The organism is uncultured Bradyrhizobium sp. (genome assembly GCF_936928535.1).
GTDB lineage: Bacteria > Pseudomonadota > Alphaproteobacteria > Rhizobiales > Xanthobacteraceae > Bradyrhizobium.
This window is the reverse complement of sequence record NZ_CAKZHY010000160.1, coordinates 1-11,548: the sequence shown is the minus strand read 5'-3', so window position 1 is coordinate 11,548 and position 11,548 is coordinate 1. Positions and strand designations below refer to the sequence as shown.

The following is an 11,548-nucleotide window of genomic DNA, read 5'->3' as shown; positions in this document are numbered from 1 at the left end:
CACTGCCTCGCCATCCTGATTGCCGCGCACTTCCTACCCAGATTGCCGCGCTACAGCACGAGCCGCAGTGGATCAGTTGGGATGAGAGTTCCGATCAGCTAATGCGCAAACTAGAGCAAAGAGCGTCTTTGCGGCTGCACGAATAGCCGCGAGTGGTGCATGAGGGCGAAACTGGTACACATGATGTTCATTGAAAGTATGCAGCCGTCTGTTTTTGCCGACCGAGGAGCTCTCTATCGTCGTTCGTGCGCGCTTGCCCCATTCGTCGGGCTCGTTGCGGCGCTGCTCCTGTTGGGCTTTGGACGGTTACGGTTCGATCAGCCAGTCAGCTTATCGGGCGATCATATCTTTCTGCTCCAAATGATCAAGGATGCCATGCGAGGCATCGGTGTGTTCAACGAGCACATGGGAGCGCCTCTGCAAAAGAACAGCTTTTACATGCCTTTCTTTGATGGCTCGTACAAATTCACGATTTGGCTTTTGACCCGATTTACTTCGAACGTTTTCGTCGCCGTAAGCTTATTCTATTTGATCGGCGTGACCGCAACGTTTGCGACCAGTTTTTGGTCTCTGCGCGTATTGGAAGTCGAGCCCTGGCTTGCAAGTGTGGCTTCGGTGGCGTTCGTTCTAACGCCGTACTTCGCGACGCGAGCATTTTCTCACGATTTGCTATCACTATACTACAGCGTACCGCTTGGAGCGGGGCTCGCCGTCAGCTTCTCGCAAGGGGAGCCGGACCGAAAGGCTGGCTCCGCGTTCGCTCTCGTATCGTTGGCGGTCGTGGGGACGGGAGGGCTCTATTATGCATTCTTCTCCGTAATGTTCATCAGTCTGATTCTGGTTGCGCGCGCCGTTAACGACAGGAGCACCAGACCACTCGTTGTATGGTCTTTGATTTGTACCGTCGTACTACTTTTGCTCGGTTTTAGTGCTTATGGATTTCACGTTTGGAGATGGTTGTTGGGAGGGCAGGGCCTCGTAACGCCTCCCCGTCGCTATAGTTGGGAGCAATTGTCGCACGGTCTGCTGATTGGCACCGCACTACACGTCTACGCTGACATCGGCCTCTTCGCCGGCAAGTTTGCCGAGTACAAAGGTGTCATCTTCGGGCAGCGGGGCATGGGCGAGCTTCCCGGAGAATCCTACTTGTTTGAATGGCCAGGTCCATTTTTGACGACCATCATTCTGATATCTCCCGGGCTTCTGTTCTGCTTTCTCAACACCCGAGCCAGGCGGACGGGGGCAATCGCCGTTAGCGTCGCATTCATCACTTTCGGATTGTTATTCTCAATCCGCGGTGGCCTTGGCTATGTCTTTGGATATCTCTTCACCGGCGCGATCCGCGCGCAGGAGCGAATCATTCCGTTTCTCACGTTCTTTGCAATACTTGTGGCCTGCCTTGGAACTGCGTGTATTGGAAGGCGACGACTGCGAAGGGCGGTGGTTGCCATTACGATGCTGGGTTTGGTGATTGGGATGTATCCAGCAATTGGGTTGGTGTCTCATCACCAGAATGCCTTCCTGACATCACCCGAAGCCCAAGCCTACCGACAGAGTGTCCTGAACGTTCTTGCCGCCAGAGATCGGTCAGGCATCACGACGATATTTCAGCTGCCCGTTATGCAATGGCCTGAAAGTCCACCGGTCGGAAAGCTGGTCGGATACGAACACGCCCTTCCTTATATTTTTGACCGAAATGACAGCACGACACGGTGGAGCTATGGCCTTAGCGCTGCCCAAATAGCGCCGTTCGCTGCGATCGCAACTCAAGAGCCGAATATGCCGGGCGAATTGAAGAAGCTCGGATTTGACGGGATATTGGTCGAGAAAACTGGCTACTCCGTGGAGCGTGCGGCCAGTCTTGTTAACACACTTGAGGCCAACGGAGCTTGTCTAAGCTATCAAGACCAATTCAGGGCGTTGTTTTCCCTCTGCAAGTGAGTGGTTCGGAATCCATATCATTTCCAAAGCAACTATTCCCTCGAACCTCGTGCAGCTGGTTGCGAGGATAGATCGATGTTCAATCGCTCCCGCTCGGTGACCAATGGTCCCCTGCGGACTTGCGAATGGGTTGATGTCACATATTCCCCTAGGATGCCGATGAAGATCAGCTGGACCCCGGATAGGAAAAATATCGAGAAAATGATTGTTGTCGTTCCTCGCGGTGCCATATGCGGCAAAAAAAGATAGGCGAGGAGCGAGGCAAGAGCATAGCCGATACAAACGGTCGCCAGCGCAAATCCGGCAAAGGTGCAGAACCGCATCGGCGCGTTCGTGAAAGAGAAGATGCCATTGAGCGCCTGATCGATGAGGCGAGGCAAGTTATTTTTTGATATGCCGCGCGCGCGAGACCGCCATGTATACGGAACGATCAATCTCTTGAAACCGCACGATGCAATGATGCCGCGAATGAACGGATAATGATCGTTGTGTGCCATTACCGCCGTCCAGACTTTTCGATCGATAAGCTGGAATTCGCCGACGTCCGGCGGAATCTCAAAATCGGACAAGCCATTGACCGTTCGGTAAAAGATCCAGCGGCACGCGCGAAGCACGCGGGTTTCGTCGCGGTTGACGCGTGCACCAGCGACCACTTCGATGCCATTCTCCCAATGTTTGACGAATTCCGGGATCAACTCGGGCGGATCCTGGAGATCGACGGGTAGAAATACGATGATCGCGTCGCCCGTGGCGTATCGGAGGCCGTTGAATAGCGAGCGGAACGGCCCGAAGTTGCGGGCGTTCAAGATGACCTTGACGTTGGGATCGGAGCCGGCGAGTTCGCGGAGAATGCTCACTGTGCGATCGGTCGAACAGTTGTCCGAGAAAATATGCTCCCGCTCGTAATTTTGGAGAGACTCGCTAAAAAGACGTTTCACCGTATCGTAACAGTGGCGAACGTTCTCTTCCTCATTGTAGCACGGCGAGACGACGGTAATTCGTTTCAAAGCCCAACCCTCCTTAGGTGTAGTGTATCCGGATGCGTCAGGCCGCATTGATGGTCGCGGCGTTTTTGCTTCGTCGGCGCCAATCCACCGTCATCGCAAGGCCGTCATCAATGCTTATCGTCGGTTTCCAGCCCGTCGTGCTGCTCAGACGCGAGATATTGGCCTGCATGTGCCAAATCTGGTCGGATCTGTAGGGAATCTCCCCAAAACCGACCTCCAGGTTTGGTGAGGCAATCTCGCGAAGTTTTTCAATCAAAGTACGCACCTGAACTGGGATCCCGGACCCTAGATTGAACACCCCTTGTGCATCGGACTGACAGGCAACCTTGAGAACGGCTCTCGCGAGGTCGTCGATGAAGAGATAGTCCCAGCGTTGCTCCCCCGCCGTAGTCTTCGGACGTTCGCCGCGAAGCATCTGGTCGATTAATGAAGGGATCAACCAGTGCGGATTGTCGTCCGGGCCATAGGCTGAAAATACACGCATCCAGGCAAAGGGAAGATTGAATTGCCTCGCCAACTGGTCGGTAAGAATGCAGGTTGCCAGCTTGGAGGCGCCATATAACGTAGTCGGCCGCGGCAAATCTGTTTCTGCGATCGGCCCCGCAAGAAGACCGTACTCCGCCTGTGAGCCGATCCCAACGAATTTCGATGACCCTCGTCGAGCCAAGGATTCCACCAGGTTGCAGGCAGAACCGAGATTGTCGCTATACTGTATGTTGTCCATGCGCAATTTCTGATTCACCCCGGCCCATGCGCAGTGGATGAGGGCGTTCGGAGAAGAGTTCTCGATGGCGGCCGCGACAGCGCCAAAATTGCGCAGGTCGAGCCGCAGAACCGTGATCTGAGACAGAAGTGTATCGAGGCGCTGGCTATTGCCTTCGGGTCTCAGAACAGCGATGACCTCATGACCGTCGCGGACGGCCTGACGAACAACGGCCGCTCCGATGAAACCATTGGCGCCGGTGACGAGAATTCTCATTCTTGGTCGCCACGAACCAGCGCCTGAAGGTGCGCTGGCCGAGGATAGGAAACAAAGCGGTTGCCCCGTTCATAGTCCTCCTGTGGTAAATAGGGGTACTGATCGTTGATAGGACGTCCCATCTCGAGCTTTGGCTCGATCAATGTCTGGTCGGACAACGCCACGTCGATGACGATGGCTCCGCGCTTGAGGATGTCCGCGCTGAGATCTTCGAGGCGCTCGACGCGCTGGTACTGCAGTCCATAGGCGCGTGCGATCGCACCAAAATCCGGCGTCGAATATCCCTCCTGGGAAGCAAAGTGGCGGCTTCCAAGGTAGCTATCCTGAAACTGCTTGATAATGCCGTAGGAACCGTTGTTCATCACGACAATGGCGATGTCCAAGCCGAGATGTTTGACGGTCTGCAGCTCTTGGATATTGAGTTGAAACCCGCCGTCGCCGTTATACGAGATCACCTGACGCGATGGATCCGCAAGCTTTGCTCCGATCGCGGCGCACAGTGCATATCCCATCGGAGAATTGCCACCTGCTGTGAACAAGGTATGCTTGCGCACCTGAAATGCCTGATGCAACCAGCAGATCGCGGCGCCAGTATCGCCGGCGACTATCGCATCTTCGTCTGCGATAGCGCCGAGGCGACGAACGACATCATAGGGCGACAGACTGTTCAGTCGCTGCGCGCTGGCGCTATGTTCTCGTCCCTTGTAGGCGGATTTCATCTCCGCGACATAGTCGCTCCACTCTGCTGTGACTTCTGTCGTCGGGACCGATGCGAGCACTTGAGGAAGCCACGAAAGGTTGATCTCTGTGCCGGAATAGCGTCCTCCGCCATATTTTTTTATCTCCTCGATGTCGACGTCGAGAACATGGACCTTGGCGCCAGTGGCGAAGTTCTCGGCATTCCCGGAGCGCTGGCGGTTGTCCAGCCGACTGCCGAGCACGAGCACGGCGTCTGCGTTCTGCAATATGAAATTCGCCCCCCTGTTACCATAAACGCCGATCTGTCCGGCGAAGCAGGGATGTTGATGGGGAAAGGCGGACATACCAGCCCAACTCGCGACGAACGGAAGCTTGGTCTTGGCAAGCCAGGCTGACAGCATGTCGGCCACACCGGCCATCGCCACGCCGCCGCCCCACAGCACGACTGGTCGCTGAGCTTCTGCCAACAGAGACGCGATCGCTTCGGCGGCCTCAACAATGGAAGGAGGTGCCTCGGCTAGCTCGTCATTGAGAAAGTCAGGAAAGACGGGTTCCACCTCCGCCTGCTGCACGTCCATGGGCACGTCGATCAGCACCGGGCCCATTCGACCGGAAGTCGCAATCTTATAAGCTTTTGCGAGTGCTTCACGGAGTTCGTTGGGCGATTTGACCAGCGTGGCGTACTTCGTGATCGGGCGCACCATCTCGACGATCTTCGTCTCCTGGAAACCCGATTGACGAATCCGGGCGCCGTGGACTGCGCTGCTTTCACGTTGATTGACCTGCCCGGTGATGTGCATCGTCGGGATGGAATCGAAGAAGGAGCACGCTATCCCGGTGATCAAGTTGGTTGCCCCTGGACCCGACGTGGCCATGCTAACGCCGATACGGCGATTGCTACGCCAGACCGCGTCTGCCGCCATGGATGCCGCCTGCTCATGCTGCACGCAAATCAGCTGCAGGTCGCGATGACGTCCAACGGCGTCGATCATGAAAGCACACGCACCCCCGGTGAGCGTGAAAACGAACCTGCTGCCCATTCGGGCAATAAATTCGGCGATATATTCGGAGCCGTTCATGTGAATCCAACTCAGGACATTGCTGTAGCTGACGCGTAGCGGTCGGAAACATATTCTGTGAACGAACTGATCACGTAATCAAGGTGATCTTGGGTGAGCCCGGGATAGACGCCAATCCAGAAAGTTCTGTTCATCACCAGATCGCTGCCCTCAAGAGCGCCCACCGCCCGAAAGTTCCGGCCGATCATATATGGCTGCCGTGCCAAGTTGCCGCCGAACAGAAGACGCGTACCAATGCGTTTTTCATCGTTCAAGAACCGCAAGAACTCCTCGCGATCCAATCGGATTTCCGGACGCAAGGTCAAACAAAATCCAAACCACGACGGGTCACTGTTTGCGGTTGAGCTAGGCAGTACGAAGATGTCTTCCAGGTGCTTCAGCCCGTCATGTAGGTATTGCCAATTGCGCCGGCGGGCGACCACGAATTCCTCCAATCGATCAAGCTGGGCCAGGCCGATTGCCGCCTGCATGTCGGTAATCTTCAAGTTGTAGCCTAGATGAGAATACGTGTATTTATGATCGTAGCCGAACGGAAGCTCTCCCAGCTTCCAGCCGAATCTTTGTTTACAGGTGTTGTCCTTGCCGGGTTCGCAATAGCAATCGCGGCCCCAATCGCGGATGGATTCAACCGCTCGCATCAGCTTCGTTGAATTGCAAAGCACCGCACCGCCTTCGCCCATAGTGATGTGGTGCGCCGGGTAAAATGAAAGAGTCCCGAGTTCGCCGAACGTGCCGACTTTTCTGTTCCGATATGTTGCGCCTAACGCATCACAGCAGTCTTCGATCAGAAAAAGTCCATTCTTTTCGGCAAATTTGGCAACGACGTCCAGGTTGAACGGATTGCCGAGCGCGTGCGCCACCATGATGGCTCGCGTCCGCGGCGACAGTGCCGATTCAAGCTGCGCGACGTCGATATTGTATGTTCCGACTTCGACGTCGACGAAGACAGGGATCAGGCCATTCTGAAGGATCGGATTGACCGTTGTCGGAAAACCTGTCGCGCACGTGATGACCTCGTCGCCCGCCGTTAGCGCCTCGTCCTTGAGGATGGGCGAGGTCAGGGCGGTCATGGCAAGAAGGTTGGCCGACGATCCGGAATTTGTCGTCAATGTCCGACGCGTGCCGGTGACCTTTGCAAGGGAGGTTTCAAATTGCGCATTGAAGCGTCCGGTCGTAAGCCAGAAGTCGAGGCATGAATCGACCAGATAGCGCATCTCGCGGCGTCCGAGGACCTTGCCGCTTGGTGGAACTGAGCTCGATTGGCGATCAAAAGGCTTGGCCGCATGGGCGAGCTCCGCGTAGCGCTCCGAGAGCTGCAGAATTTGCTCCCTCAATTCTGCAAGTGCAGGGTCCGCCATTCGATTTCTCCAAGTGGTTGTCGCACGGGCATAGCCCTAGGCGGCCAAGGCCTCGTATTCATCAATCTGTGCTCTCGTAAGCGCGGCCATGTTCTGCTCCCGCTTCCAAGCGGCATACCAATCTGCTGTGTACCTTATTGCATCGGCAAACTGGAGGCGTGGCCGCCAGCGAAGCTGCGATTTGGCCTTCTGGCAGTCAAGTTGAAGGAGTGTTGCTTCGTGAGGGTCACCTTCACGCTTTTCGCAAACGACGCGACCCACGCCGAGAGCGGCTGCGAGCGCCTCGGCAACCTGGATGACGGGTCGATTTTCGTCGATCTCCGGTCCGATGTTCCAGGCCTCGTCAATGCCGGGATGTCCCAAGGCAAGCTTTTCGGCAATCTCCAGATAGGCGCCGAGTGGCTCAAGTACGTGCTGCCAAGGCCTGATCGCGTTGGGGTTGCGCAAACGCACTTCTGCATCCGGGCCAAGGCAACCACGAACAATGTCCGGAACCAGTCGGTCGTTAGCCCAATCGCCACCCCCGATGACGTTCCCGGCGCGTACACTCGCGATGCGTGCAGGATGTCCCTCCGCAGCATACGGCGCAAAGAAACTCAGCTGCATCGACCGCGTTGCGATCTCGGCGCAGCCTTTGCTCGCGCTGTACGGGTCGCGGCCGCCCAATCGATCGATCTCGCGATAGGGCCAGACCCATTCGCGGTTCTCGTAGCATTTGTCGCTTGTGACCACGACAACCGCGCGAACCGAAGGACAACGGCGTACGGAGTCGAGCAGGGTGGCAACACCTCCCACATTCGTGGCGAACGTCCCGACCGGATCAGAGTAGGAATCCCGAACGAGCGCTTGTGCAGCCAGATGGAATACGATCTCGGGAGAACTGCTTGTCAACGCCGCTCCGAGCCGATGCTGATCATTGATATCAGCGGAAATGTTGGACGAGAGTTGTCCGCCCAGTCCAGTCAATTCGAAAAGACTTGGATTTGTTTTTGGGGCCAAGGAATAGCCTGTCACAGCGGCCCCCAACTTCGTCAACCAAAGTGAAAGCCAGGCTCCCTTGAATCCCGTGTGTCCTGTGACCAAGACTCGCTTGCCGCGCCAGAAGTCGCTCATCACCAAACCTTCCAAGGCGCCCTGCCTTCAGCCCAAAGCGACTCGAGGTAGATTTTGTCGCGCAGTGTGTCCATCGGCTGCCAAAAGCCGTCATGCTTGTAGGCGTGAAGTTTGCCTTCTGTTGACAACCGCTCAAGGGGTTCGCGTTCCCAGATCGTGTGCTCATCTTGGATGTACGCACCCACGTCTCTTGAGAGTACGAAGAATCCGCCGTTGATATAGCCGCCTTCACCGTCCGGCTTTTCCTTGAAGTCCTTCACATAAGTGTCCGCGATCTCCAACTGACCAAATCGTTTGGGAGGATATACCGCAGTCACCGTGGCCGCGTCGCCATGCGAGCGATGGAACTGCAGAAGCTTGGTGATATCGACGTCGGAAACGCCATCGCCATAAGTCATACAAAATCGATCTTCGTCGATATGATCAAGCACCCGCTTCAGTCGGCCGCCGGTCATTGTATTATCGCCGGTGTCAATGAGCGAAACACGCCAGTCGTCCGCATCGTTGCGATGAATCTTCATACTGCCGGTGCGCATATCGAGCGTGACGTCCGACATGTGCAGACTGTAGTTCGCAAAGTACTCCTTGATAACGTAGCCTTTATAGCCAAGACACACGATGAAGTCGTTGATTCCATGCGCCGAATAGATCTTCATAATGTGCCAGAGAATTGGGCGGCCGCCGATTTCGACCATCGGTTTGGGACGCACGGTCGTTTCCTCGCTCAGTCTGGTTCCGAGACCTCCTGCAAGTATGACTGCCTTCATTTCCAATACCGCGGTTGCAGGCCGCACGCCGAAGCTGGTCGCTTGGGTGGGACTTGAGATGATGAACCAGCAGAGTACTTGGCCGCTCTGGTGGTTTCGAGCCCAAAACACGTTTATGAACAAGGCCATGGATTGGCCCGCTTCGTGGTGTCCCAAGTGTCTCACGAGCCGTCGCGGGGTCATAACCTGTTCGGAAGGGAGCAATCAAGGGGTAAAGGTTACGCCGAATCCCGAGCTTGGCAGTTGCGCGATTCGCAATTCAAGGGTTTTTCGGAGGCAATACGCAACCTGTGGCTAATCTGCCGCGACGACCAAGGAGGAGATGCTCGGCTAAAGCCCTTGCTGCATCAGGAGGTGCAGTCATGCATCATTGCGGCTGTGATGCGTCGAACCAGTGATCTGGACTCATAGACCTTTACGCCAGAGACCGCGAACTTTGCCTCGGCGCCTGCAAGTGCTGTGGTATTCACGTTCAAACGAGAGAGGCCATTACGGCACACAGCCGAAATCACCTGGTTCGCAGACATTGTCCATCGCGAACTGTCCCCCGTTGGAAACAATCTGCTGTCGCTCGGCGCAGCCGTCGCCTCAACATCGAACAGAGGCCAATCCGGTGGGCCCGACCAGACTTCCCAAAGCGGCCCGAGTTGAAAATACGAAGCAGGTTCCAGGGGGACTTTCATAGTCACCACGAAGCCTTCTGCACTCGTCGCGATGACGAACTCGGATGGAGGAACTTGCCTTACGCGCGCAACGTCGGCTCCAATCAACAGAACCAGCAAAGGGCCCCAGGCATAGCGCGTTGAGTAAATGACGGACCAAACGAGCATTGCAACCGACACTAGCGCAACTAGCATTAGGTTTCGCGCAAGATCCGTCTGAATTAGTCCCGGGATTTCCACGGGCAGAACCAGTCCTGGATGAAAGCCCCCGGATTTGGCGAAGAGAAAATCAAAGAGCAGTTGATAGGTAACGCTCGCCTGTCGATTGGCAAGAAAACTGTTCGGGTTCCACCAGTAGACTATGGTATTCAAGAGAGTGAGGCCGCCTAGAATGAATGTAATTGCCCACTGCACGAGGCTGCGGATCGATTGCAACCAAAAGCAAAGTCCGATGCCCAACATCGGAACGGAGAGTACCCAAAATCGGGCCGGCCAGCTCTCCCCGGGGTTCACACCGACGCCAGTAACGGCGGCAACCAGGACGAGAAGAAGACCTTCTCGAGCAAGGTTGCGGCCTCGAAGCGCCCCGACTGCCAGTCCGGCGTAACCCAATAGCCAGATCGGCGCATAAGCCATCAAGCCATGACGTACATTGAACCATTGCATCGCTACGGTCCAAAACGCCTCATCAGGAGTTAGCGGAGGGTGAGCCGTGGTCACCGACCCTGCCACGCTTCCGTACACGTAGAAATTGAGAGCAACCAGCACACACAAGGCAGCGACTGCGGCGACCACGAGGATGGTCAGCCGCGATTGCGCGCTCTCTGCATCGGCTTGCCGATATGTGTGCCAGAGAAAGATCAGGTAGAGAACTGCGCCAACCACGCTCGCGCGGAGGTGAATAAAGGGCAGGCTAAGAAGGATCGCGGCAGTGACAAGGTCAGACTTCAATTCCTTTGGTGCCCGATGAATACGGTACCATCCAGCTAAAATAAACGCGAAGATGAATACCTCCATGTAATACAAACGAAGATGGGGCAATATCGGAATCGAAAATATGGTGACAGCACCGGTCGCTGTAGCGACCGCTGGAGTAGCGCTTGTGCATTCGCGTGCGAGGCGCAAAAGGTACGACAGTCCGCAAATTCCCGCCAAGAACGAAACAACGCGCAGCCCTGCTATCGAGAAATAATACGCGATTGGGGAGAGGATGACATCCAGATAGATCGGGTGCACCACGCCGCCGCTGGCAATTGCGGGGACCTGCGACAAGCCAGCCGCCTTCTGATAAAGGCTCGCCCATTCGGCGTCTGTCAGCGAAAACGAGAAATGCGCGAAGAACGCGTACGAATACGCAAGATAGCGGGGTTCGTCGCCTGTCAAAACGGGCGGCGTCGTCGTCCCAAACAGGAGCACGAGCACGCCTGAAAGAGCGAGCAAACCATACGTGTTGCTTTGCGCCGCCTTCTGCAAAAAAGACATGAAAATCATCCAGCTTCGTAGCACTTCATTGGCTGTGATTTACCGGCTGCGCAAGTCCGGAGTAGGGGTCGGGCCCGGTGGTGTCCTTAGCGGGCCACGGGCCAAAGCGCCTTTCAAAGCGTCGAAGCCGCGGCGAGGCAGTCGCAAGGTTTGTCTGTTTCGGCGCGAAGGGATCGAGGGATAGAGGCCGGTCTTTACGCGCTCGACATCCAAACGCCTTCGAAGAGGCGCGGGGCAATCGGGCGCGGCGAGCGCTCGCTCTCACCAGGATCGAGAGTGTTCCCGAACCCGGGTCCGAACTCAATTGATCCGCCAGGTGAAGGCCGCGACCAAGGAGGAAAGGAATCTGTCGGCTCTTCGTCCTAGCGGGTCGCGATCCGCCTGAGTTCTTAAGCCGGCAAAAAGACGGATCGTGCCCCGTCGCGTGGTGTAGCTGGCTGCGGGTCACCGCGTTCACCGGC

At 56.2% G+C, this 11,548-nt stretch carries 8 protein-coding genes; 1 reads left to right on the top strand and 7 read right to left on the bottom strand.

The window, feature by feature from the left end:
- The first annotated feature begins 159 nt into the window (after positions 1 to 159).
- On the top strand, positions 160 to 1,941 hold the full coding sequence (locus Q0687_RS29790) for a hypothetical protein (RefSeq protein WP_298885012.1): 1,782 nt from the start codon (positions 160 to 162) through the stop codon (positions 1,939 to 1,941).
- Between the two features lie 32 nt (positions 1,942 to 1,973).
- Here the strand turns inward: Q0687_RS29790 and Q0687_RS29785 are convergent, their stop codons facing one another.
- The 7 genes from Q0687_RS29785 to Q0687_RS29755 all read right to left on the bottom strand — a co-directional run bounded on the left by Q0687_RS29785 (position 1,974) and on the right by Q0687_RS29755 (position 11,087).
- Positions 1,974 to 2,948: a glycosyltransferase family 2 protein gene (locus Q0687_RS29785; protein WP_298885011.1), complete on the bottom strand. Its 975-nt coding sequence runs from the start codon at positions 2,946 to 2,948 to the stop codon at positions 1,974 to 1,976.
- A 37-nt stretch (positions 2,949 to 2,985) separates the two neighbouring features.
- Positions 2,986 to 3,927, bottom strand: a complete 942-nt coding sequence (locus Q0687_RS29780; protein ID WP_298885010.1) for an NAD(P)-dependent oxidoreductase — start codon at positions 3,925 to 3,927, stop codon at positions 2,986 to 2,988.
- Complete coding sequence (locus Q0687_RS29775; protein ID WP_298885009.1) at positions 3,924 to 5,705, bottom strand: thiamine pyrophosphate-binding protein; 1,782 nt, start codon at positions 5,703 to 5,705, stop codon at positions 3,924 to 3,926. Before Q0687_RS29775 ends, Q0687_RS29780 begins: the two co-directional genes overlap by 4 nt.
- An 11-nt stretch (positions 5,706 to 5,716) precedes the next feature.
- Positions 5,717 to 7,063 carry a lipopolysaccharide biosynthesis protein RfbH gene (rfbH, locus tag Q0687_RS29770; RefSeq protein WP_298885008.1) on the bottom strand — a complete coding sequence of 449 codons (1,347 nt, stop codon included), beginning with the start codon at positions 7,061 to 7,063 and terminating at the stop codon, positions 5,717 to 5,719.
- A 36-nt stretch (positions 7,064 to 7,099) separates the two neighbouring features.
- The gene (gene rfbG / locus Q0687_RS29765; RefSeq protein ID WP_298885007.1) at positions 7,100 to 8,176 is read right to left on the bottom strand and encodes a CDP-glucose 4,6-dehydratase; all 1,077 of its coding nucleotides are present in this window, start codon (positions 8,174 to 8,176) and stop codon (positions 7,100 to 7,102) included.
- Complete coding sequence (gene rfbF / locus Q0687_RS29760; protein ID WP_298885013.1) at positions 8,176 to 8,943, bottom strand: glucose-1-phosphate cytidylyltransferase; 768 nt, start codon at positions 8,941 to 8,943, stop codon at positions 8,176 to 8,178. The genes rfbG and rfbF overlap by 1 nt, the downstream gene beginning before the upstream one ends.
- A gap of 347 nt (positions 8,944 to 9,290) precedes the next feature.
- A complete protein-coding gene (locus Q0687_RS29755) occupies positions 9,291 to 11,087 on the bottom strand; it encodes a hypothetical protein (protein WP_298885006.1) in 1,797 nt (598 codons plus the stop codon).
- Positions 11,088 to 11,548: the final 461 nt, after the last annotated feature.

What these genes read in the sequence shown, in the direction of transcription:
- Q0687_RS29790 (WP_298885012.1), top strand. Translation starts at nt 160, where the DNA reads ATGAGGGCGAAACTGGTACACATGATGTTCATTGAAAGTATGCAGCCG.
- Q0687_RS29780 (WP_298885010.1), bottom strand. Translation starts at nt 3,927, where the DNA reads ATGAGAATTCTCGTCACCGGCGCCAATGGTTTCATCGGAGCGGCCGTT.
- Q0687_RS29775 (WP_298885009.1), bottom strand. Translation starts at nt 5,705, where the DNA reads ATGAACGGCTCCGAATATATCGCCGAATTTATTGCCCGAATGGGCAGC.
- rfbH (WP_298885008.1), bottom strand. Translation starts at nt 7,063, where the DNA reads ATGGCGGACCCTGCACTTGCAGAATTGAGGGAGCAAATTCTGCAGCTC.
- rfbG (WP_298885007.1), bottom strand. Translation starts at nt 8,176, where the DNA reads ATGAGCGACTTCTGGCGCGGCAAGCGAGTCTTGGTCACAGGACACACG.
- rfbF (WP_298885013.1), bottom strand. Translation starts at nt 8,943, where the DNA reads ATGAAGGCAGTCATACTTGCAGGAGGTCTCGGAACCAGACTGAGCGAG.
- Q0687_RS29755 (WP_298885006.1), bottom strand. Translation starts at nt 11,087, where the DNA reads ATGTCTTTTTTGCAGAAGGCGGCGCAAAGCAACACGTATGGTTTGCTC.